The organism is Tenacibaculum sp. Cn5-46 (genome assembly GCF_022347705.1).
GTDB lineage: Bacteria > Bacteroidota > Bacteroidia > Flavobacteriales > Flavobacteriaceae > Polaribacter > Polaribacter aiptasiae.
Window position 1 is genome coordinate 85,183 of the sequence record NZ_JAKRGD010000003.1, and the last position, 22,495, is coordinate 107,677.

The 22,495-nt window shown below is 29.7% G+C and carries 22 protein-coding genes; 9 read left to right on the plus strand and 13 right to left on the minus strand.

All coding sequences use genetic code 11. From position 1 onward, the window contains the following. Positions 1–708 (plus strand): LytTR family DNA-binding domain-containing protein, encoded by a 708-nt coding sequence (locus tag MHN29_RS06960; protein WP_235273813.1) that lies wholly within the window; start codon positions 1–3, stop codon positions 706–708. A 275-nt stretch (positions 709–983) separates the two neighbouring features. Here the strand turns inward: MHN29_RS06960 and ettA are convergent, their stop codons facing one another. After that, positions 984–2,675 (minus strand): energy-dependent translational throttle protein EttA, encoded by a 1,692-nt coding sequence (gene ettA / locus MHN29_RS06965; protein WP_235273814.1) that lies wholly within the window; start codon positions 2,673–2,675, stop codon positions 984–986. Positions 2,676–2,696: 21 nt separating this feature from the next. Then, positions 2,697–2,873 carry a CAL67264 family membrane protein gene (locus MHN29_RS06970; RefSeq protein WP_175578649.1) on the minus strand — a complete coding sequence of 59 codons (177 nt, stop codon included), beginning with the start codon at positions 2,871–2,873 and terminating at the stop codon, positions 2,697–2,699. A 182-nt stretch (positions 2,874–3,055) separates the two neighbouring features. Here MHN29_RS06970 and MHN29_RS06975 point away from each other — a divergent pair, with 182 nt between their 5' ends. Continuing rightward, complete coding sequence (locus MHN29_RS06975) at positions 3,056–4,027, plus strand: aspartyl protease family protein (protein WP_235273815.1); 972 nt, start codon at positions 3,056–3,058, stop codon at positions 4,025–4,027. A 46-nt stretch (positions 4,028–4,073) separates the two neighbouring features. Beyond that, positions 4,074–5,036 carry a glycogen-binding domain-containing protein gene (locus MHN29_RS06980; RefSeq protein WP_235273816.1) on the plus strand — a complete coding sequence of 321 codons (963 nt, stop codon included), beginning with the start codon at positions 4,074–4,076 and terminating at the stop codon, positions 5,034–5,036. On the opposite strand, the gene MHN29_RS06985 is transcribed toward MHN29_RS06980, so the two are convergent. Continuing rightward, the gene (locus tag MHN29_RS06985) at positions 5,037–7,064 is read right to left on the minus strand and encodes an NADPH-dependent 2,4-dienoyl-CoA reductase (RefSeq protein ID WP_235273817.1); all 2,028 of its coding nucleotides are present in this window, start codon (positions 7,062–7,064) and stop codon (positions 5,037–5,039) included. It abuts the gene before it with no gap. A gap of 136 nt (positions 7,065–7,200) precedes the next feature. Further along, the gene (locus MHN29_RS06990; RefSeq protein WP_235273818.1) at positions 7,201–8,142 is read right to left on the minus strand and encodes a nitronate monooxygenase family protein; all 942 of its coding nucleotides are present in this window, start codon (positions 8,140–8,142) and stop codon (positions 7,201–7,203) included. Positions 8,143–8,263: 121 nt separating this feature from the next. Between MHN29_RS06990 and MHN29_RS06995 the strand changes: the two genes are divergently transcribed. The 3 genes from MHN29_RS06995 (at position 8,264) to MHN29_RS07005 (ending at position 10,817) form a co-directional block, all read left to right on the plus strand. Continuing rightward, positions 8,264–8,923, plus strand: coding sequence for a hypothetical protein (locus MHN29_RS06995; protein WP_235273819.1), 660 nt, complete (start codon positions 8,264–8,266; stop codon positions 8,921–8,923). 117 nt (positions 8,924–9,040) lie between these two features. After that, positions 9,041–10,075 (plus strand): AraC family transcriptional regulator, encoded by a 1,035-nt coding sequence (locus MHN29_RS07000; RefSeq protein ID WP_235273820.1) that lies wholly within the window; start codon positions 9,041–9,043, stop codon positions 10,073–10,075. Between the two features lie 91 nt (positions 10,076–10,166). Next, positions 10,167–10,817, plus strand: coding sequence for a YceI family protein (locus tag MHN29_RS07005; RefSeq protein WP_235273821.1), 651 nt, complete (start codon positions 10,167–10,169; stop codon positions 10,815–10,817). Positions 10,818–11,008: 191 nt separating this feature from the next. Here MHN29_RS07005 and MHN29_RS07010 read toward each other — a convergent pair whose 3' ends face one another. The 7 genes from MHN29_RS07010 to MHN29_RS07040 all read right to left on the minus strand — a co-directional run bounded on the left by MHN29_RS07010 (position 11,009) and on the right by MHN29_RS07040 (position 14,578). After that, on the minus strand, positions 11,009–11,878 hold the full coding sequence (locus MHN29_RS07010; RefSeq protein ID WP_235273822.1) for a pirin family protein: 870 nt from the start codon (positions 11,876–11,878) through the stop codon (positions 11,009–11,011). A gap of 159 nt (positions 11,879–12,037) precedes the next feature. Further along, positions 12,038–12,475 (minus strand): MarR family winged helix-turn-helix transcriptional regulator, encoded by a 438-nt coding sequence (locus tag MHN29_RS07015; protein ID WP_150898973.1) that lies wholly within the window; start codon positions 12,473–12,475, stop codon positions 12,038–12,040. A 5-nt stretch (positions 12,476–12,480) separates the two neighbouring features. Beyond that, positions 12,481–12,729, minus strand: a complete 249-nt coding sequence (locus tag MHN29_RS07020; protein ID WP_235273823.1) for a glutaredoxin — start codon at positions 12,727–12,729, stop codon at positions 12,481–12,483. Between the two features lie 108 nt (positions 12,730–12,837). Beyond that, complete coding sequence (locus MHN29_RS07025; RefSeq protein WP_150898975.1) at positions 12,838–13,269, minus strand: (4Fe-4S)-binding protein; 432 nt, start codon at positions 13,267–13,269, stop codon at positions 12,838–12,840. A 17-nt stretch (positions 13,270–13,286) separates the two neighbouring features. Beyond that, positions 13,287–13,817, minus strand: a complete 531-nt coding sequence (locus tag MHN29_RS07030) for an NADPH-dependent FMN reductase (protein WP_235273824.1) — start codon at positions 13,815–13,817, stop codon at positions 13,287–13,289. Positions 13,818–13,821: 4 nt separating this feature from the next. Next, the gene (locus tag MHN29_RS07035) at positions 13,822–14,229 is read right to left on the minus strand and encodes an OsmC family protein (RefSeq protein WP_235273825.1); all 408 of its coding nucleotides are present in this window, start codon (positions 14,227–14,229) and stop codon (positions 13,822–13,824) included. Beyond that, complete coding sequence (locus tag MHN29_RS07040) at positions 14,222–14,578, minus strand: DoxX family protein (RefSeq protein ID WP_235273826.1); 357 nt, start codon at positions 14,576–14,578, stop codon at positions 14,222–14,224. The genes MHN29_RS07035 and MHN29_RS07040 overlap by 8 nt, the downstream gene beginning before the upstream one ends. A 162-nt stretch (positions 14,579–14,740) precedes the next feature. On the opposite strand from MHN29_RS07040, the gene MHN29_RS18340 reads away from it, so the two are divergent. Continuing rightward, positions 14,741–15,700, plus strand: coding sequence for a bifunctional helix-turn-helix transcriptional regulator/GNAT family N-acetyltransferase (locus MHN29_RS18340; protein WP_317208019.1), 960 nt, complete (start codon positions 14,741–14,743; stop codon positions 15,698–15,700). Positions 15,701–15,855: 155 nt separating this feature from the next. Here the strand turns inward: MHN29_RS18340 and MHN29_RS07055 are convergent, their stop codons facing one another. Together MHN29_RS07055 and aceB are read right to left on the minus strand one after the other, a co-directional pair. After that, on the minus strand, positions 15,856–17,484 hold the full coding sequence (locus MHN29_RS07055) for an isocitrate lyase (protein WP_235273827.1): 1,629 nt from the start codon (positions 17,482–17,484) through the stop codon (positions 15,856–15,858). A gap of 82 nt (positions 17,485–17,566) precedes the next feature. Continuing rightward, entirely contained in the window at positions 17,567–19,162 is a 1,596-nt protein-coding gene (gene aceB / locus MHN29_RS07060; RefSeq protein WP_235273828.1) for a malate synthase A, read from the minus strand. A gap of 150 nt (positions 19,163–19,312) precedes the next feature. Here aceB and MHN29_RS07065 point away from each other — a divergent pair, with 150 nt between their 5' ends. Both MHN29_RS07065 and MHN29_RS07070 read left to right on the plus strand, forming a co-directional pair. Then, positions 19,313–20,791 carry a helix-turn-helix domain-containing protein gene (locus MHN29_RS07065; protein WP_235273829.1) on the plus strand — a complete coding sequence of 493 codons (1,479 nt, stop codon included), beginning with the start codon at positions 19,313–19,315 and terminating at the stop codon, positions 20,789–20,791. Between the two features lie 59 nt (positions 20,792–20,850). Further along, entirely contained in the window at positions 20,851–22,479 is a 1,629-nt protein-coding gene (locus MHN29_RS07070) for an acyl-CoA carboxylase subunit beta (RefSeq protein WP_150898983.1), read from the plus strand. Positions 22,480–22,495: the final 16 nt, after the last annotated feature.

Consider the following 22,495-nt stretch of genomic DNA (forward strand, 5'->3'; position numbering starts at 1 on the left):
ATGAATACTTTAAAATGTTTAATTGTAGATGATGAAGCTCCGGCGATAAGATTATTAGAATCTTATGTAAAAAAAGTATCTTTTTTAGAACTAGTTGGATCTACAACAGACCCTATAGAAGCTATCAGTATTATTGAAAAAGAAGCCTTAGATTTGGTATTCTTAGATATTCAAATGCCAACCATTACAGGAATTCAACTTTCTAAAATTATAAAAGATAAGGTTAACGTAATTTTTACTACTGCTTATCCTCAATTTGCTATTGAAAGTTATGAGCTCAATGCTATTGACTACCTTTTAAAACCTTTTGAATTTGAACGTTTTTATAACGCTATTTTAAAGGTAAAGCCTAAAGAAGATATTAAACCTATTAGTAAAAGCGATGAATTTATTTTTATAAAAACGGATGGTAAAAATAATTTTGAAAAAGTGTATACAAACGAAATTCTCTATATTGAAAGTTTAAAAAATTATGTATCACTTCATTTAGAAAATAAAGAAATTATTACCTATAGTACTTTAAAACATTTTGATACTGAACTATCTTCTAAAAGCTTTATAAAAATTCACAAATCTTATATTGTTGCTATTCAACACATAGCAAAAACAGATTCTCTTTCTGTATACTTAACCAACGGTAAAAACTTACCTATAGGAGATACTTATAAAAAAAACTTTTTTGAAAAGATTAATAAATTAATATTATAAAGTTCTAATTATTCTTAATAGTTCCTTAATTATTAAATATTTAACAAACTCATTTTAAAATATTTTTAACCTTAGCAATAAATCTGTTAAAAATTTACAATTTCGGCACGATAATTGTTTTTAACATTGCTTTAACTTTTTAATCACAAACTATGAGAAACTATCTACTACACAGTTTTTATTGATGGGAGAATTGTTAAATGAAAAGGAAAGAAAAAAACTCGAAGTATGCTAACTTCGAGTTTTTATTTTTATAAAGAATGTTATAAAATTAATTATCTAATTAACTTTTTATATTTAATACGTTTCGGCATTAAATCACCACCTAAACGTTTCTTCTTATTCTCTTCATAATCTGAGAAAGAACCTTCAAAGAAATACACTTGACTATCTCCTTCAAAAGCTAAGATATGTGTACAAATTCTATCTAAGAACCATCTATCGTGAGAAATTACCACAGCACAACCTGCAAAGTTTTCTAAACCTTCCTCTAAGGCTCTTAAAGTATTTACATCTAAATCGTTCGTAGGCTCATCTAATAGTAAAACATTACCCTCTTCCTTTAAAGTCATTGCTAAATGCAAACGGTTACGTTCTCCACCAGAAAGTGTACTTACTTTCTTGTTTTGTTCGCTACCTCCAAAATTAAAACGACTTAAATATGCACGAGAGTTTACTTGTTTTCCTCCCATCATTACTAAATCTTGACCTTCAGAGAAATTTTCCCAAATAGATTTTTCTGGGTCTATATTTGAATGCGATTGATCTACATAAGCAATTTTTGCTGTCTCTCCTACTTTAAAACTTCCAGAATCTGGAGCTTCTTCTCCCATAATCATTTTAAAAATTGTAGTCTTACCAGCACCATTTGGTCCAATAATACCAACAATTCCTGCTTGTGGAAGATTGAATTCTAAGTTTTCATATAATAATTTATCACCAAAAGCTTTTGAAACACCAGTTGCTTCAATAACATTTGTTCCTAAACGAGGCCCATTAGGGATGTAAATCTCTAATTTTTCCTCAGTTTGCTTTTGGTCTTGACTCATTAATTTCTCATAGTTCTTCAAACGTGCTTTTTGCTTTGTTTGACGACCTTTTGCTCCTTGTCTTACCCAATCTAACTCTCGTTCTAATGTTTTTTGACGTTTAGAAGCTGTTTTACTTTCTTGAGCTAATCTTTTCGATTTTTGATCTAACCAAGACGAGTAATTTCCTTTCCAAGGAATTCCCTCTCCTCTGTCTAATTCTAAAATCCATCCTGCAACATTATCTAAGAAATATCTATCGTGTGTTACAGCAATAACAGTTCCTTTGTATTGTGCTAAATGATGCTCTAACCAGTGTACAGATTCAGCATCTAAGTGGTTGGTAGGCTCATCTAATAATAATATTTCAGGCTCTTGTAATAACAATCTACATAATGCAACTCTACGGCGCTCTCCTCCTGATAATACTCCAATCTTCTTATCAGAATCTGGTGTACGTAAAGCATCCATTGCTATTTCTAACTTAGTGTCTAATTCCCAAGCATTAGAAGCATCAATTTTATCTTGAAGTTCAGCTTGTCTTGCCATTAGCTTCTCCATTTTATCAGCATCAGAGTATACTTCTTCTAAACCAAACATATCGTTGATTTTGTTATACTCATCTAAAACAGCTACCGTTTCTGCAACTCCTTCTTTTACAACTTCTAAAACTGTTTTATCATCATCTAATTGTGGTTCTTGCTCTAAATAACCAACTTTATATCCTGGTGAAAAAGTTACATCTCCTTGGAAATTTTTTTCTACTCCAGCTATTATTTTTAACAATGTTGATTTACCAGATCCATTAAGTCCTAGAATACCAATTTTAGCTCCATAAAAAAAGCTTAAATAAATATCTTTTAAAACTTGTTTACCGGTACTTTGATAGGTCTTAGAGACCTTATTCATTGAAAAAATTACTTTCTTATCGTCTGACATTTAATTGCTATTTTTTATTATTTAAACTCTTCCTTTAAGGGCGTTAAACACCCAAGCATTTGCAAAAAAACCTAGACCTACAGCTCCAAAACCATATCCTGCTATTTCATCGTATTTAAATACAGCTAATGCTACTAATAAAATACCCATTAAAACCATTATAAGCGTTGCCCAACCTAGGACTGTGTTTTTATTCATTGACATAATTTACTTTTTACAAAAAATGTGAACTACAAATATCGGTATTTATTTAGATTTGACAATATTAAGTTTTAGAGCAAAAACCTTATTATTCATTACAGGTTTAAATTTATCATATCTTTTATATTTCTATTTTTGGAAAAAATGTAACTTAGTCTTCAAAAATGCGTCTTTATAATATGCGTAACATATTGTACATATTATTCTTTTTATCAGTTATTAAGTTTTCCTACGCTACAAATGACAATGAAATCATCATCAATTCTGTTCCTATTCATTTTAAGAACGCAAAAGTTATAAATGAATATTCTACTCGAATTCCTTTTAAATTAGTTGATAGACTTATTGTTATTGAAGGTAACATAAAAGATAAAAAAGGGAATTTTATTATTGATACTGGTTCTGAAACCATGATTTTGAACAAAGCGCATTTTAAAACTTATCCTTTTCAAAAAGAAAAAAAAACTACAACAGGAGTTATTAATAATGTAGATAACCTTTTTGAAAAAAAAATAAAAAAACTATCATTAAAAGAGTTTACTCTTCATAATAAGAAATCTGATATTATTGATTTATCTCACATAGAAAAAAGTAAAAAAATTAAACTATTAGGAATCATTGGTTACAGTATTTTAAAAGATTATGAAGTTTTTATCGATCTATACCTGAATCAAATTACGCTTACCAAAATAGATTCATCAGGAAATACTTTAAATAAAAATGTATATCTGGAAAAGATAGTTGATACTGTTGACTTTAAATTAGAAAAACACACTATTGTTTTAAATGGTTATATTGGTAAACAGAAAATAAAATTTGGTTTAGATACTGGTGCCGAATTTAATCAGTTGCATAAAAGAATTAACAAAAAAGTTTTAAAGCATTTTTATCCTAAAAAACGTGTAAAACTTGTGGGGGCAAGCAAAAGAAAAATTGAAGTTATGTACGGAGATTTATTCCGAATAAAACTTAGTGATAAAACATATTTTGGACCTATGAAAACCATGCTCACCAGCCTTCATAATATGAACAAAGCCTTTGGCACAAATTTAGATGGTATATTAGGACATGACTTTTTTGCACAAAAAAGGGTTATAATCAATTATAAAAAGGAGAAACTTTATTTTATTAATTACCCACTTATAAGATAGTTTTTACCTCTTAAAAAAAATCACTTGATTATATTTATAGTATAGCATGAAGCATTTATTAAAAATAACTTTATTCCTAATTTGTTTTAGTAACCTCAACGTTTTTTCTCAGAAAAAAGCAATAAAAGGTTATAAAATAGAAGGAGATTATGTTGTTTTTACATTTGATAAAAGAGACTATACAAAAGCTACCAATGAACGTACCAAAGAGAAGCTGGATTTTGATGATTTTGATATAAAAAACGTTGTTGTTTCTGGTAATTTTAATTCATGGTCTAGAGACAGTTGGAAAATGACTAAGGTTTCCAAAAACATATATGAATTAAGAAAAAGAATTACTGATTTTAAAGATGAATTTGACTGGGAATTCAAATTTGTTATAAATAATCGCATTTGGGCTGAACCCTCTGAAAACATAAGCAATATTACTCCTGCTAGAGATGGTTTCATGAATTACTATACCTATAATTTAAAAATGTATAGTGCCTATCCTAGTAAAAATGGAAATGCTAAATTTAGACTTAAAGGTTTTGAAAATGCTAAAAAAGTAATTGTTACTGGTTCTTTTAATAAATGGAACAAACAACTTTTTGAAATGGAAAAAACCGATAATGGTTGGGAGCTAACACTTCAATTAAACCCTGATAAATATGAATACCGATTTATTGTTGATGGTGCTTGGATTGAGGATCCAATTAACCCTATGAAAGTTCCTAATGAATTTGGAGAATACAATTCTATAATTGATATTTCTGTTAAGGTAAAATTCTTTTTATATGGTTATGAAGACGCTAAAGAAGTATTTTTAACTGGATCTTTTAATGATTGGTCTGAACATTCTTTAAAAATGAAAAGAGTAAAGAATGGTTGGACATATTCAACAAAACTACCATCTGGAAAACATCATTATAAATTTATAGTAGATGGAAATTGGAAAGTAGATCCATCAAACCCTGTAAAAGAATTTGATGGACATGGTAATATCAATTCTGTAAAAATGGTGAAATAATTAAATTTTCGCAGCTAATCTACTTCCTTGGTCTATTGCTCTTTTAGCATCCAATTCTGCTGCCACATCAGCCCCACCAATTACATGTGTTTTAATTCCTTTAGCTTCTAATGGCTCTAATAATTCTTTGAAAGGTAATTGCCCTGCACAAATAATAATATTATCTACTTCTAATACTTTTTGTTCTTCATTTTGTGTATAGTGAAGACCTTTATCATCTATTTTTGTGTATTGAACTTCATTAATAAACTGTACTTTTTTCTTTTTTAATACAGCTCTATGAATCCAACCTGTAGTTTTCCCTAATTTACCACCAAACTTACCTTTACTACGCTTTAGCATAAATATTTCTCTTGGAGATGGGTGAAAATCTGGTTGTATTCCTTCTATTCCTGCGCGTGCTTTTAAAGATTTATCAATTCCCCATTCTTGTAACCATGCATCTATGTTTTGTGAAGTACTTTCACCTTCATGAGCTAAATATTCAGATACATCAAAACCAATTCCTCCTGCTCCAATAACAGCAACCTTTTTACCTACTTCTTTTTTAAGTTTGATAACATCGATATAGCTCAATACTTTTTTATGATCAATTCCATCAATACGTGGTGTACGAGGAGTAATACCTGTAGCTAAGATAACCTCATCAAAGTTTCCTTGGGCTAAATCTTCAGCATTAACTCTTGTATTTAATTGTAGATTTACATTGTGTAGCTCTATTTGTTTGTTGAAATAACGAATAGTTTCATAAAACTCTTCCTTTCCAGGAATTTGTTTGGCAATATTAAACTGCCCTCCTGTTTCTTTATCAGCATCATAAAGAGTTACTTCATGACCTCTCTGAGCTGCAACAGTAGCTGCCGCTAAACCTGCTGGTCCTGCTCCTACAACAGCTATTTTCTTTTTATTTTCAGTTGGAATGTAATTTAATTCTGTTTCATGACATGCCCTTGGGTTTACCAAACAGCTAGCTACTTTCTTTTGAAAAGCGTGATCTAAACAAGCCTGATTACAAGCGATACAAGTATTTATTTCATCTTCTCTTTCTTCTTTTGCTTTATTTACCCATTCTGAATCTGCTAAAAATGGGCGTGCCATAGAAATCATATCTGCGTGTCCTTCTTTTAATACCTTTTCTGCAGTTTCAGGCATGTTAATTCTATTAGAAGTTACTAATGGAATTGACAATTCTTCTTTCATTTTTTGAGTAACCCAAGTAAATGCTGCTCTAGGTACCGATGTGGCTATAGTTGGGATTCTAGCTTCGTGCCAACCAATTCCTGTATTTATAATAGTAGCTCCCGCTTTTTCTATTTCTTTTCCTAACTGAACTACCTCTTCCCAAGAACTTCCTTGTTCAACAAGGTCTAGCATTGACAAACGATAAATAATAATAAAGTTTTCTCCTACTGCTTCTCTTGTTTTTTGAACTATTTCAACAGCTAAACGGATTCTATTTTCATAATCTCCTCCATAATTATCAGTTCTTTTATTTGTTCTTTTAACAATGAACTGATTAATTAAATATCCTTCAGACCCCATTATTTCTACTCCATCATATCCAGCTTCTTGAGATAACTTTGCACAGTTCACAAAATCTTTTACAGTTCTTCTAATACCAGACTGCTTTAAGGCAAATGGTTTAAAAGGATTTATAGGTGCTTGGATTTTTGAAGGAGCTACACTAATTGGGTGATATCCATAACGTCCAGAATGTAAAATTTGCATACATATTTTACCACCTTCTTTATGTACCGCTTCTGCAATTTTTTTATGTTCTCTGGCATGCTTTTTAGTACTCATTCTTGCAGAGAAAGGCGCAGTCCACCCTTGAATATTAGGTGCAATTCCTCCAGAAACTATCAATCCTACTCCTCCTTTTGCTCGTTCTGCATAATAAGCAGCTATTTTTTCAATACCATTTTTTTCTTCTTCTAAACCAGTATGCATAGATCCCATTAAAATTCTATTTTTAATAGTAGTAAAACCTAAGTCTAGGGGCTCGAAAATATGTTTATACTTTGTCATTGTTTTGATAGTTTTAGTTGAAATTTATTATGCATGCATAATAAATGCAAAATACATTAATTTTCTTAAAAAATAAATAAGGCAGCCATTTTATGACTGCCTTATTCTAATATTTATTATTTTTCTAAATAAATGATTAAATAAATTTAGCTACTATCTGATTAACTGGTAAAACATCTTTGGTATGCTCTATACTTGGTCCAGCTACCCATACAGTTTTATAAGTAGCTTTCATGGCTGCCTTTTCAGTAGCTTTCATTCCTATTGAAAAACGGATCATTTTTACCCACTTTTTCAATTTTCTATTTTTATTCAAAATCTTTTCTAACCAACTTTCTTCTGTACCAATTTTTTGTACATAAGGAGTATTAATTACTGTACATGGTGTTCCAGAAATTCTTTTTGTCATTATAATGTCTTTTTCTCCATAAGTAACACAAGCTTCCTTATATTCTTTGGTTACATCAGATTCTATAGACGCAATAAAAGGACTTCCAACTGATACACCTATAGCACCATAAGACAACATTTCTTCTAATTGTGCTTTATTCCCTACCCCTCCGGCTGAAATAACTGGTATATTACAGTTACTTGTTAACTCTTCTATTAACTCTTTAGGAGTAAAATTACCTCTGTGTCCTCCTGCTTCATTATTTACAGCAATTAAAGCATCCGCTTTTAACGACTCTACTTTTTTTGCAAACTTTAAATCGGTAACGTCACAAAATACTTTGATTCCTTTTTTATGTGCTTCTCTAATCGTTTCTTCTGGACTTCCCAAAGAAGTTATAATAAAATCTACTCCTTCTTCACACAGTACTTCTAATTGTGCTTTATATTTAACATTAGATTTATTCACAATTAAATTAAAACCAAAAGAACCTCCTTCTACTTTATGCTCTTTTAGTTCTTTAATTGCTGCTCTTAGTTCTTCTAAAGTTCTATAATTCAATGCAGGGATACAACCAGCTACTCCTGCTTTCATTCCTTCAATAACCATTTTAGTATTTGACACTAAAAACATTGGTGCCATAATTATTGGGTGCTTAACCCCTAAGATATCTTTAAGATTTGACATATTTGAAGTTTTAAATTTACTATGCATGCATAATAAATTGCAAGATACAATTTTTTATAAGACAAAAAGACAATTAACTTTTAAGTATATTCGTTATAACTGTGCTATAACAAACTCTAAAATGACATTTAAAAACCATACTCTCTCTATTTTCTTACTGTTATTATTACTAATAAATTCAAATACATATAGTCAATCAACTGAAGCTATTATTAGTTTTAAAACTAAATATTTGAAAAATCATAAAATAAATTTCATTATAAATGGGCTAAAAATTATTCCCAATAAAGAAAAACATAAAATAGAAATTAATAAAACGGACTATGATACATTAGTATGCTTAAAAAATGATAAAAAATATAGTTTAAGTTTACTTAAGTTTAAGGAGAACATTGAATATATAATTACAATTAATCCTTGCGGTTTTTATGATATTCAACCTATTAACTCTCCTAAAAAAGGAGTTGTTAGATACAATTATATTTCAAAAGTAAATGATAGTGTGAATGCAATATTAGATTTATATTCTCAACCAATTTCATCAAATAAAAACACAAATTATTATAGCTTTATTCCATCTGCAATGTGTGCATTTACTAAAAAGAAAATATCTCTAATAGATTCTAAATCGGAGAAAGAACTTAGTTCTATTTATTTTAATTTTTTACATGGTGAGAAATTGACTTATATCTATAATGAAAAAACAAAAAAACAATGTTTGATTTTTGATGGATATATTAAAGAAGATGAAAAGTACTCAATAATGGAAATGATTAATTAAAATAACTTTATATCAATTATCTCTTTTATGAATTGGAAGGATAGTTCATGAAAAAACTTAAATTTATCACCACATATTTGACCATGTACTTTCCTTCATTTTACTATTTTTACTTTTATGAATATTGAATTTAATTACATTAATATCATTGATATATTATCAATAGGAACTTCTTTTTTATTTGGTTTGTTTTTTATTGTTTCTAAATCTAAAAATAATATAGCTAATCTCTTTTTAGGACTTTTTTTAATGTCTTTATCTATGGAAGTATTATCTACTTTTTTAGATAATGTTAAACTGGATAAATTTAGCTACCCCTCTACAGGTGTTATAACTATCCCTTTATTGTTTCTCTATATAATTAAAACTTTAAACTATCAAATAAGAAAAAGGTATATGTTATTACTATTATTACCTTTAATATTTGTTATATTCAGAATAAAGTCTGATTATATTTATAGTGGGTTTGATATACTTTTCTTGGTAATTATACTAAGAATAATAGCTATTCATAAAATGAAATTGGGTGATTTTCATTCTAATATTGAAAATAAAACATTAAGTTGGATAAAAACGATAGTATATACTTACTTATTTTTTTATTTGTTTTGGGGTATAGAAGATATAATAACATATCAAAACAAAATGATAACAATGTATTTTTCTCAAATATCTTCTATAATGACATTGTTAATAATATATTGGATTGGTTACAAGGGCTTTTCTCAACCAGAAATTTTTATAAACACAATTGATTATAATAAAAATAATATTGTGAATGTAAATGATTCTTCACTAAAAAATAATACTGAAGAACAATTTAAAAACTTAACTGAAATAATTCAGACAGAACAATTATTTTTAAATGCAGATATTGATCTTTATACTTTATCTAAACAATTAAACATTAAAGAAAAAGAACTTACCAAATTGATAAAAATTCATACTAACAAGAATTTTTATCAATTCATGAATCAATTTCGAATAGAAAAATTCAAAGAATTAGTCTCTTCAAAAAAAGTTGAACATATGTCTTTGTTCGGTTTGGCTTTAGAATCCGGTTTTGGCTCTAAATCATCTTTTTATAGAGTTTTTAAATTGATGGAAGGTATCACTCCTAACCAGTATTTAAAGTCAATCAAAAAGTCTTAATACCTTTTTGTAGGACTTAATAATTTAAACGAATACTTAATTAGCATGTACTTTTGTTTTTCTAAAATTTAAAAACATAATAATTAAGAAGATGAAAAAAAACAATTTGATATTCATATTATTAGTATTAATACTTTTATCGTGTAAAAAAGTTGATAATAAAACAAAAAATCAATCAAAAAAAGAAACGGCGATTACATCTATTAATGCTAAATATAAAATAGATATTAAAAATAGTATCATCAAATGGAAAGGTTTCACGCCTATAGTAGGAGATGGACATGATGGAGTCATTAAATTATCTAATGGAATTATAGAATTTAAAAACAATAAAATTACAGCAGGAAATTTTATCATTGATATGAATACAATAGAAAATTCAGATATCAAAAATGATAAAGAAAAAAAAGAATTAGTTACACATCTTAAAAACCCTGACTTTTTCGATGTCAAAAAGTTCCCTTCAAGTAATTTTATAATAACAAACTTTATTATTAAAAATGATGTAACTTATATTGAAGGTGATTTTACTCTAAAAGGTAAAACAAATAGTATATTAATTCCTGTAAAAACTATAAAAAAGAATAACACTAAAATTTCTATTATTAGTAAACCTTTTAACATAGATAGAACTAAGTGGGGAATTATATATGATTCAGGATCCTTTTTTAAGAATCTTAAAGACAATTTAATTAAAGATAATATTGAAATTGAATTTAATTTAAAAGGAGATTTGGATTAAAAATCTCCTTTTAATTAAGATATTTATATCAATTATCTCTCTTTTGAATTGGAAGGTATTTAATGGAGAAACCGATGATGGATTTGAAAGTTTTACAATGTGCAAACCTTAAAATAAGTGTATAGCATATAATTTTAATATTATAAGCTATACACTAAAAATTACTTCTGTAAGGCTAGAACTCATTAACTTTAATACAAATAACCCATTTTCCCTTTCTGATAATCTCGTAATGCTTCCATTATCTCTGTTTGAGTATTCATAACATAAGGTCCCCAAGAAGCTACTTTTTCATTTATAGGCTCTCCTGATAATACTAACAAAGTACTTTCCTTTTTTGCTTCTATTTGTATGCTATCCCCATCTTGATGAAAAGTAAGCATTTGAGTTGCTCCTTTTTTTAAAGTTGCTTCATCATTAATCAGTACTTCACCATCTAACAAATACACCAAGGATTTATGTGATGTTGGAATACTAATATTCATTTCACCTTTCTCTTGAGTTTTAACCGTAAACACATTAACTGCTGTTTGGGTTTTAATCAGTCCTTTTTTTTCTTCAAGCTCTCCAGCTACAACTTTTAATTCTATACTCTTATCTTCATTTGTTACAACAGGAATATCTTCACTTTTTAAATGTTGATAATTTGCAGGCATCATTTTTTTTGCTGCTGGAAGATTAAGCCATAATTGTATTCCTTCTAACTCCCCTCCTCTTTCTACAAACTCTTTTGATGGTCCTTCTGCATGAATAATACCTCTACCTGCTGTGGTCCATTGTACATCTCCTGCCTTTACTAACATTTCGTTTCCTAAAGAATCTCTATGCAATTGCTCTCCTTTAAATAATAATGTTATTGGTTCAAAACCTCTATGGGGATGTGGTCCTAAATCAAAAGGATTATTAAACGGACTTATTGCATAAGGTCCATAATGATGCAGTAATAAAAATGGATCTACCATATCTATTCCTTCTGTTGGAATGGGTTGTCTTAATCTTACTGGTCCCATACTTACAAGTGGACTCCCTACTTTATGCGCTATTGTTTTTAATGTTTTCATGTTTTTTTAATTCAAATGATACTTCTACTTTTAATTTACCTAGTAAATAGAGTTGTTCGGTATTTTCTGTTTCTTGTATTTTAAAATCATCACATTTAAATTATTTTCCATGGAAAATATATTGATAAATTTTTTGCCCTTTTCAATATATTTTTATTCCTATCTAATTTTGTCTAATAAATTGCTTAACTGAATTGCTTCTTCTTCGGTAATATTTTCAATAAAGTCTACATCAATATTACTGTCTATGGTTTCAAGTAACTCTAACCCTTGATTGGTTATGTTTATAAATACGACTCTCCTATCGTGATCGCATCTCATACGATTAATTAATTTCTTATCGCATAATTTATCCATTAATCGAGTGGCATTAGGAGCTCTTTCAATCATTCTGTCTTTAATAACTTGAACTTTTATAGGTTCTTTGGCTCCTCTAAGGATTCTAAGGATATTATACTGCTGTGGAGAGATTCCATAAGGGCGGAAAAATTCATTTTCTTTACTAAGAATCCAATTTGCTGTATATTTTATATTTATAAAAGCTTTCACTTTGTTATTTGGAAATGTTGAATTAATGTCTTTTGAAATATCTCCCATTGTATCTACCCTCTTAATTTTAAATCCTTCATTAACTTATTGAACAAATCTGATATTGGTGTTAAATAGACCTCTTCATTAATAAATAATGTTGGGTATTTAACTGTACCTTCATACAACTCTTTGCTATGTTCTCTGGCTTGTTCATCCGTTGATACATCTTTGTAATCAAAAGCTATTTCTGTAGATTTTAAAAAGTTTTTAAACGCAACTGAATGTGCATGCCCTTTTCTACCGTATAAAGTAATTTTCATCTTTTTCTTTCTTAGTACAAAATTAGTTAAATCGCTTTTTATTTCCAAGGAAACTAATGTAAGAGCATTTATTTCATTTGGTAGTATTGGTAAGAATACAATTACTCCTTATCCTATAAAACCTTCCTTTACATGTGCTCCATCACAATAAGGCTTATTTTTTGAAGCTCCACATCTACAAAAAGCTGTTGTTTTGTTTTTTTTCTCTGATTTTCCATCTGAGTTAGTTATATGTAAAGTTCCATACACTAACAATGGTCCATTTGCTAAAACTTCAATCTTAGTCTCTGTATATGCTTTTTCCTTACTTTCACCTTTTGATATGTATGATAATGCTCCAGATGGACAAGCTTCTACTTGTTTTTTAATCCTTTCTGTAGTTGCTCCTTCCATGTTTACCCATGGTTTATTTCTTGGATCAAAAACCTGAATTAATTCTTTCCAACACTTCTTAGCGTGAATACAAGTTTTTGGTTTCCAAACTACAGTAATATCATCATTACTGTATTTTTTTACTAGTTCTTTTTGCTTATCAGACATAACTAAAATGTTTTTATTTATACTACATTTTCGAAAGTTGTAACTGCTTCTTTAAGCTTTTTATTTAACTCTTCATTTACAATACTTCCCTCTTTAAAGTTATCATAAAATACTGGTAATGAGAAATTCGAAGCTACATTGGCTCCCATATGAGGAAAAGTTCCTAATGCTGAAGCCAAAACTCCTGCGCCTCCTCTACCTCCTGGTGATGCTGCCATTACTAAAACTGGTTTGTCTCTAAATACTTTCCTATCTTTTCTTGAAGCCCAGTCGAAAATATTTTTAAATGCTGCTGAATACGATCCGTTATGTTCAGCTAAAGAAACTATAAATCCATCATATTTATCTAAAGCTTCATTAAACTTAGCTGCTCCTTCTGGATATTCTTCATCTCTTTCTATATCTTCACTAAAAACGGGTGTCTTGTAATCGTTTAAATCTAATACATCAAAAGATACATTCTCTAATTGACTTGCTGCATAAGTTGCTAATTGTTTGTTAATTGATGTAGTACTTGTACTACCTGCAAATGCTGCTATTTTTTTCATCTTGTTATATTATTTTACTACTTATTTCTGTTTCTCCTTTTATCATTTTAGCAATAGGGCATTGATCTGCCATTGCCAATAATTTTTCTCGTTGTTCTTCGGTTACTTCTTTTTCAAAAGAGATTTCCTCTACTAACGATTTTTTTATTCCTTCAGAAGTTAATGCCTGTTTTTGACTTACTTTAACAGTAATCTCACCTAAATCCCAATTTTTCTTTTCAGCATACATACGTAATGTCATAGACACACAACCTCCTATTGCTGTTAACAAATACTCTACTGGTGTTGGAGCATTATCGTCTCCTCCTTTATTAACCGGTTCATCTATCATTACAAAATGATTTCTCATTTTTGCTTCTGCTAAATAATTACGATTGGTTAGTTTAACTTCTGAAGTGATATTTTTAGGCATTTATCTTTTTATTATATATATATGAAATTACTAATAAAGCCATAGCCATAACTGCTCCCATTTGTTGTCCATCACTTATCATAACATGCGCAAAAAATGCAAGTATAAAAGCAAAGAAAAAACCAGCGTATGCCCATTCTTTCAAAAATGTATCTCTTAAAAACCATATAGCTACTAATCCTAAAATCTTAGCTATTCCATATGGATAAATAATATAGGTTGGATAACCGAATGCTTCATACATTTTTGATACTTCAGCATTGTTAAAAAAGTACATTCCAGCAGAAAACAACATTAATAAACTTAATAATCCTGTTGCTACATAATAAATAATTTTGTCTCTTTTCATTATAATTTGGTTTTAAATTCTTTACAAAGATATAAAAAATATTTTTATTTACCATGGAATATATTTTCTAGGTATATATTTGCTATTGCCTTATTATTAAATTATTTATAAATATTTGTATATTTGCATAAGTACTTATATAAATAGTTATTTTTAAATATTATGGACGCATTAAAAGGTTTTGGTGAAATAGGAATGGGCTCTCGATTAAAGAGAGTAAGTGAATATATGATGAGAGAAACCCAATTGGTATATGACAGGTATAATATTGATTTTGATCCTTACCTCTTCCCTACTTTTAAAATCATAAAGAATAAGAAAGGAGTTACCAATTCCGAAATAACTAACAGTCTACTAATATCACAACCAGCAACAACACAAGTAATAAACAAGCTACTAAAAAAAGAACTCATAGTTTTAAAAGAGGATAAAATAGACAAGCGGAAAAAAGTAATATTTCTTTCTGAAAAAGGTAAAAACCTAGTAAAGAATGTTACTCCAATATGGAATAGTATAGAACAAATTATAAAAGACTACACAACTATTAGCTCTAATTCTTTAGTAGAGCATTTAAACATTTTAGAAGAAAAATTTAACAAAAAAGCTTTTAGCAAAGCTATTATAGAACATATACAAATGAATACAATAAAAAAACACAACCTACAAATTGAAGAATTCAAAAAGGAATATGCTGTTCATTTTTATGATTTAAATATTGAATGGCTTAAAACATTTTTTTACGTTGAACCTTATGATGAAGAAGTTTTAAGTAATCCTGATAAATATATTATTGATAAAGGTGGACATATCTTTTTTGCAAAATTAGATAACGAAATAGTAGGTACTGTAGCACTGATGCCTATGAAGGAAGAGAACGTTTACGAGCTTACAAAAATGGCGGTTTCACCTAAACATAGAGGTTTTAAAATTGGTCAGAAATTAATGCAACAATGTATCAATTTTGCCAAAGAGAATGAATTTGACAAACTGGTATTATACTCTAATACTAAATTAGAAAACGCTATTTATATTTATAGAAAATATGGTTTTATTGAAATTCCAGTTGAAGAAAACTCACCGTACATAAGAAGTGATATTAAAATGGAATTAAAAACAAAATAAATAAAAAACTCCAGCATTGAGCTGGAGTTTTTACTTCAAAATAAAATTTATAAACCGCTAACTATAAATTTATGCTTTTATAAAGTTTCCCGCTATGCAAACAAACAACCTTTTACAAACCACATAAACGGGAAACTTGCCTACTAATAATTACTTTACACTTCCAACTCTGCTACTACTTGTGTAGAAATTTGTTTGTTGGATTCAAACTGGTTAGAAGTATTTTTTGCTCCTCCAGCTTTTAAAGCCTTATCACCAGCAAAGAAAGTTTTATGATCATCACCTAAATCAGAACCAGCCATTCTTTGATGCTTTACACAAGAAACTCCTTTTCTTATTTCTTTTCGTTGTACTTCTTTTACATAAGACAGCATGCCTTCTTCTCCAAAATAGCCTTCGGTTAAATCGTTCATATGAAGTGCTGTAGTATGATACGTTGGTAAGGTTATTAAATGATGGAATACTCCAGCTTCTTTAGCTGCATCTGCTTGAAAAGTTTTAATTTTCTCATCGGCTCTTAAACATAATTCAGAACCGTCATATATAGCATCCATTAAATTATTTCTATCGTACATAGACACATCTTCACCTTCTATAAGCATCGTATCGTAAACCTGATTACGGAAGTTTAATGTCCAATTAAATGATGGTGAATTATTATAAACCAATTTGGCATTTGGCACTACTTCTTTTACTCTATTTACCATATGTGCTATTTGACTAACATTTGGCGTTGGTGTTTCAATCCATAATAAATCTGCACCATTTTTCAAACTAACAATACAATCCAACACAACTCTATCGATATTAGAACCTTCTTTGAATTTATATAATCCGTTAGACAATCTAACCGGACGTACTAACTTTCCATCTCTTTTAAGTAAAACATCGTCTTCCTTTGCATTTTCAATAGCTATTTCTTCAGCTTCAACAAATGCTAAGTATTGAGAGGCTAAATCTCCTGGCTCCTGACTTACTGGTAATTTTTGCGTTAAACCAGCTCCTTCCGAATCTGTTCTAGCGACAATAATTCCATCTTCTACCCCTAACTCTAAAAATGCGTATCGAATAGCATTCAATTTTGCTATAAAATCTTCATGCGGTACCGTTACCTTTCCGTCCTGATGTCCACATTGTTTAGCATCAGAAACTTGATTTTCTATTTGAATAGCACAAGCTCCTGCTTGTATCATTTTTTTAGCCAATAAATAAGTTGCTTCTTCATTACCAAAACCTGCATCAATATCAGCTATAATTGGTACTATATGTGTTTCAAAATTATCTATCTGATTTTGTACATCTTCCCCGTTTTCCAATCGTTTAAATAAATCATTTAGTTCAACAGCATCTGCCTGTCTTAAAAAATCATAAATCTCTTTTATCAAAGCAGGTACAGCAGTTTTTTCATGCATTGACTGGTCTGGCAACGGCCCAAATTCCGATCGCAATGCAGCCACCATCCACCCAGAAAGATACAAGTAACGTTTGCTTGTTGTTTTATGATGCTTTTTTACAGCAATCATTTTTTGTTGTGCAACAAATCCATGCCAACACCCTAACGATTGTGTATAATTTGATGTATTAGCATCATACTCAGCCATATCTTTACGCATAATAGCAGCTGTGTATTTTGCAATATCCAAACCTGTTTTAAATCGGTTTTGAGTTACCATTCTTGCTGCATTCTCTGGACTTATAGCATTCCAGTTGCTTCCAAACTTTTTCTTAAGGTTTTTAACTGTTTCTAAAGCTGAATTATAACTTCCTTGAGCTAAATTTTTCATAAATTTGTGTTGTTAAATAAGTTATTTAATTTTATTGATAGCTTACCCTATTAAATGTTGCCGCATTTAGTAGGGCTTTTTTTTATAAATATTTGTATGCTGGTAAGGTTAAGAATTCTACAAAGTCTTCATTAAGAATTAAATCATCAAACAACTGGATAGCTGTATCAAATTTCCCTTGCTCATATCTTTCCTCTCCCACATACGTTTTAATCTTTTTAATTTCTTCTTTTTTATATTGTAAGTACATGTCTTTAGTAAACGTTCTTCCATCTTCCAATAACACATTCTTATGCAACCACTGCCAGACCTGAGTTCTTGATATCTCTGCTGTAGCAGCATCTTCCATTAAATTATACAGTGCTGCTGCTCCTTGTTGCATTAACCAAGATTCTATATATAAAATACCAACATTTATATTTTCTCTAATTCCTTCTTCAGTAATTGTTCCTTCTGGTAAATCAACCAACGCTTGTTCTGTTATAGATATATCTTCTAACTTTTTATCTATTTGATTTGCTTTGGGCATATACTCATTAAAAACATCCATCGCTACTTTTACCAATCCTGGGTGTGCAACCCAAGTTCCATCATGACCATTTTTTACTTCTTGCAACTTGTCATTATATACTTTTGAAAAAGCCAACTCATTAGCTTTATCGTCATTTTTAACTGGTATTTGTGCAGCCATTCCTCCCATAGCATGTACACCTCGTTTATGACATGTTTGGATTACTCTTAACGAATAAGCCTTCATGAAAGGACTACTCATAGTAACCTGAGCTCGGTTTGGTACTATAAACCCATTGTGATTTCTAAACTTTTTGATATATGAGAAAATATAATCCCAACGGCCACAGTTTAAACCAGCCATATGATCTTTCAACTCATAAATAATTTCATCTAATTGAAAACTAGCTGTAATGGTTTCTATCAATACAGTTGCTTTAATTGTTTTTTGAGAAATCCCAAGATAATCTTGCGCAAATACAAAAACATCATTCCACCAACGAGCTTCTTCATAGTGTTCTAACTTCGGTAAATAAAAATAAGTTGCACTTCCTTGACCTAATAAGCTTTTAATATTATGGAAAAAATACAAGCCAAAATCTACTAAAGAACCCGACATTTCTTCTCCTTCTACAATAAAATGTTTTTCATTTAAATGCAATCCTCTAGGACGAACCAACAATGTAGCTACCTTGTCATTTAGTTTATATGTTTTATCCTTCTTTTCATTATAAAAGGAAATCGTTTTGTTTACTGCATCTCTTAAATTTACTTGCCCGTCTAAAATATTAGTAATTGTAGGAGAATTGCTATCTTCAAAATCAGCCATAAATGTCTTTGCGCCAGAATTCAATGCATTAATAATCATTTTTCTCTCAACTGGTCCAGTTATTTCTACCCTCCTATCTAGTAAATCTTTCGGCAATCGTTCACATACCCAATCATCCTCTCTTACTAATTTGGTTTCTTCTGGAAAACTTGGAAAGTTACCTGCATCAAAATATGCCTGTTCTATTTCTCTCTCTTCTAATAATTGAAGCCTTCTTTCATTAAATCTTTCATGAAGTTGAATTAAAAAAGCACTAGCTTCTTTAGTTAAAATGCTTTTATATTGAATAGCTTCAAAACTTTTAAACTGAATTTCTTTGGTTAGAACATCTTGATTCATAATAACTTATTTTTAATTATTGACACTTCAATATTAAAAAAAAGAACTCAAAACAAAAAGCGAACGTTCGCTAAAAATGTATTTTTTACTAATTTTTATTAATTCGCTAATTTTTATACCTTTGAATTGCGAATCTTTTAATAAAACACTTTGGAAGAAGAATATATTAGACTTGTTTTTGGTTTAAAACTCAAACAAATACGTACCGATAAAAACCTATCACTCTTCGGATTAGCCAAATTAACTGGTTTATCTAAATCGTATTTAAATGAAATTGAAAAAGGAAAAAAATACCCAAAAACAGATAAGATTGTAATACTTTCTGAAAAGCTAGAAGTTCCGTATGATCATTTGGTCTCTTTAAAATTGGATAAAAACTTAGCTCCAATTGGAGAAATCTTACAGTCGAAAATTTTAAAAGAAATTCCGTTAGAGCTATTTGGTATTAAAGAAAACAATCTTATTGATATTGTTGCCAATGCTCCTGCGAAAGTGAATGCTTTTATTAGTACTATTATAAAGATATCTCAAAACTATAACTTAACAAGAGAAAGTTTCTTTTTAGCTTCTTTACGTTCGTACCAAGAAGCTCATAATAATTATTTTGAGGATATTGAGAATAATGTTATTTCCTTTGCTAAATCATATCATGTTGATTTAAGTAAACCTATAAAATCAAAAGAATTAGAAGATATTTTAATTCAAGAATACGGATACACCATTAATACTGAAGAACTTTCTAAACATCAGAAACTATCAGAATTAAGAAATATTTACATTCCAAAGAATAAAACACTACTTCTTTTTGATGATATTAGTGAAGCACAAAAAACATTTATTTACGCTAAAGAAATTGCTTACAATTATTTAAATATTGAAAATCGATTATACACCTTTCCTTGGATAAAATTTGAAAGTTTTGATCAGGTTTTAAATAATTTTATTGCTTCCTACTTTGCTGGGGCTCTTATTATTCCTAAAGAAAATCTAGTTAACAAACTAACTCATTTATTTTCTTTACAAGATTGGCAACCTATTCAATTACATAAAATCATTAAAAGTTTTCACTGTTCTGATGAAACTTTTTACCAACGCTTAACAAATATATTACCCAAGCATTTTAATATAAAAAACCTATTCTTTTTACGTTTTACTCATAAAGAAAACTCATCCATATATAGGCTTTCAAAAGAGCTACATATTACTCAGCAACAAACACCACATGCAAATCGTAATAACGAACACTATTGCAGAAGATGGGTTTCTTTAAAGACAATTGAAGACTTAGAAAAAAACGCTGATAAAAAATCTAGTTACGGTATTCAAATATCATCTTATGAGAACTCTAAAAATGAGTACTTAGTTTTATCGGCTGCAACTTCCGATCCTTTCAAAGACAACATTAATAGAAGCGTGAGTATTGGTATGCTATTATCTCCTCATTTAAAGAAAAAAATTCAATTCTTTAAAGAAGATACTTTTACCAAGAAAACTGTAGGTGTTACCTGTGAATCTTGTGGTGTAAAAAACTGTAAAGAACGGGTAGCTGAGCCACGAATTTTAAACAAACAATTAAGAAATTTAGAAATAGAAAAAACGGTAGAAAGCATCCTAGAATCATACAAGTAAACACCTTGTATTCTACCTTGATTTTCTTATTTTAGCAAACGCAAAACAAATAACTTACAATGGATCTTAACTTCAATAAAAACGAAGACCACAATAAACTTTTAGCTTCAGACTTACGCCAACGCTTAGTAAAAGTAAAATTAGGTGGCGGACAAAAACGTATTGATAAACACCACGAAAAAGGAAAATTAACTGCGAGAGAACGTATTGATTTTCTTTTAGATAAAGACACTAAATCTATAGAAATTGGTGCCTTTGCAGGAGAAGGAATGTATGAAGAGCATGGCGGATGTCCTTCTGGTGGAGTTGTTGTTAAAATGGGATACGTAAGCGGTAAGCAATGTATCGTTGTTGCAAACGATGCTACTGTAAAAGCAGGTGCTTGGTTTCCTATTACTGGTAAGAAAAATTTAAGAGCTCAAGAAATTGCTATTGAAAACAAACTTCCTATTATTTACTTAGTAGATTCTGCGGGAGTCTATTTACCAATGCAAGATGAAATTTTCCCAGACAAAGAACACTTTGGAAGAATTTTTAGAAACAATGCTGTAATGAGTAGCATGGGTATTACTCAGATTGCCGCTGTTATGGGAAGTTGTGTAGCTGGAGGTGCTTATTTGCCAATTATGAGTGATGAAGCTTTAATTGTAGATAAAACTGGAAGTATTTTCTTAGCTGGAAGTTACTTAGTAAAAGCTGCTATTGGTGAAACTATAGACAATGAAACTTTAGGTGGTGCAACCACTCACTGTGAAATCTCAGGTGTTACTGATTATAAAGCTAAGGACGATAAAGATGCCTTAACTACCATTAAAAATTTAATGGATAAAATTGGAGATTATGACAAAGCTGGTTTTAACCGTAAAGAGTCATTTCCTCCAAAAGAAAATGAAGATGATATTTTTGGAATTCTTCCAAGAGAAAGAAATGCTCAATATGATATGTTAGAAATTATCAAACGTTTGGTTGATAATTCTGAATTTGAGCAATATAAAGAAGGTTATGGACAAACCATTATTACTGGTTACGGTCGCATAGACGGTTGGGCTGTTGGTATTGTTGCAAACCAACGTACTTTAGTGAAGACTAAAAAGGGAGAAATGCAATTTGGTGGGGTTATTTACAACGACTCTGCCGATAAAGCTACTCGTTTTATTGCCAACTGTAATCAAAAGAAAATTCCTTTAGTTTTCTTACAAGACGTAACTGGATTTATGGTAGGTTCTAAATCTGAACATGGTGGAATTATTAAAGATGGTGCCAAAATGGTAAATGCCGTATCAAATTCTGTAGTTCCAAAATTTACCATTGTTATTGGTAACTCTTATGGTGCTGGTAACTACGCTATGTGTGGTAAAGCATACGATCCTAGATTAATTGCTGCTTGGCCAAGTGCTGAACTAGCGGTAATGAGTGGTAACTCTGCTGCTAAAGTATTATTACAAATTGAAACAGCTTCGTTAAAGAAACGTGGAGAAGAAATTACTCCAGAAAAAGAAGCTGAGTTATTTGATAAAATAAAATCACGTTACGATAACCAAATTTCTCCATACTATGCTGCTGCAAGAATATGGACAGATGCTGTTATCAATCCATTAGATACAAGAACCTGGATTTCTATGGGAATAGAAGCTGCTAACCACGCTCCTATTGAAAAACCTTTTAATTTAGGTGTTATTCAAGTATAATTTGCATACAACTAGT

Bases quoted from the DNA above. Each gene is read 5' to 3' on its own strand.
- MHN29_RS06960 (WP_235273813.1), top strand. From the start codon at position 1: ATGAATACTTTAAAATGTTTAATTGTAGATGATGAAGCTCCGGCGATA.
- ettA (WP_235273814.1), bottom strand. From the start codon at position 2,675: ATGTCAGACGATAAGAAAGTAATTTTTTCAATGAATAAGGTCTCTAAG.
- MHN29_RS06970 (WP_175578649.1), bottom strand. From the start codon at position 2,873: ATGAATAAAAACACAGTCCTAGGTTGGGCAACGCTTATAATGGTTTTA.
- MHN29_RS06975 (WP_235273815.1), top strand. From the start codon at position 3,056: ATGCGTAACATATTGTACATATTATTCTTTTTATCAGTTATTAAGTTT.
- MHN29_RS06980 (WP_235273816.1), top strand. From the start codon at position 4,074: ATGAAGCATTTATTAAAAATAACTTTATTCCTAATTTGTTTTAGTAAC.
- MHN29_RS06985 (WP_235273817.1), bottom strand. From the start codon at position 7,064: ATGACAAAGTATAAACATATTTTCGAGCCCCTAGACTTAGGTTTTACT.
- MHN29_RS06990 (WP_235273818.1), bottom strand. From the start codon at position 8,142: ATGTCAAATCTTAAAGATATCTTAGGGGTTAAGCACCCAATAATTATG.
- MHN29_RS06995 (WP_235273819.1), top strand. From the start codon at position 8,264: ATGACATTTAAAAACCATACTCTCTCTATTTTCTTACTGTTATTATTA.
- MHN29_RS07000 (WP_235273820.1), top strand. From the start codon at position 9,041: ATGAATATTGAATTTAATTACATTAATATCATTGATATATTATCAATA.
- MHN29_RS07005 (WP_235273821.1), top strand. From the start codon at position 10,167: ATGAAAAAAAACAATTTGATATTCATATTATTAGTATTAATACTTTTA.
- MHN29_RS07010 (WP_235273822.1), bottom strand. From the start codon at position 11,878: ATGAAAACATTAAAAACAATAGCGCATAAAGTAGGGAGTCCACTTGTA.
- MHN29_RS07015 (WP_150898973.1), bottom strand. From the start codon at position 12,475: ATGGGAGATATTTCAAAAGACATTAATTCAACATTTCCAAATAACAAA.
- MHN29_RS07020 (WP_235273823.1), bottom strand. From the start codon at position 12,729: ATGAAAATTACTTTATACGGTAGAAAAGGGCATGCACATTCAGTTGCG.
- MHN29_RS07025 (WP_150898975.1), bottom strand. From the start codon at position 13,269: ATGTCTGATAAGCAAAAAGAACTAGTAAAAAAATACAGTAATGATGAT.
- MHN29_RS07030 (WP_235273824.1), bottom strand. From the start codon at position 13,817: ATGAAAAAAATAGCAGCATTTGCAGGTAGTACAAGTACTACATCAATT.
- MHN29_RS07035 (WP_235273825.1), bottom strand. From the start codon at position 14,229: ATGCCTAAAAATATCACTTCAGAAGTTAAACTAACCAATCGTAATTAT.
- MHN29_RS07040 (WP_235273826.1), bottom strand. From the start codon at position 14,578: ATGAAAAGAGACAAAATTATTTATTATGTAGCAACAGGATTATTAAGT.
- MHN29_RS18340 (WP_317208019.1), top strand. From the start codon at position 14,741: ATGGACGCATTAAAAGGTTTTGGTGAAATAGGAATGGGCTCTCGATTA.
- MHN29_RS07055 (WP_235273827.1), bottom strand. From the start codon at position 17,484: ATGAAAAATTTAGCTCAAGGAAGTTATAATTCAGCTTTAGAAACAGTT.
- aceB (WP_235273828.1), bottom strand. From the start codon at position 19,162: ATGAATCAAGATGTTCTAACCAAAGAAATTCAGTTTAAAAGTTTTGAA.
- MHN29_RS07070 (WP_150898983.1), top strand. From the start codon at position 20,851: ATGGATCTTAACTTCAATAAAAACGAAGACCACAATAAACTTTTAGCT.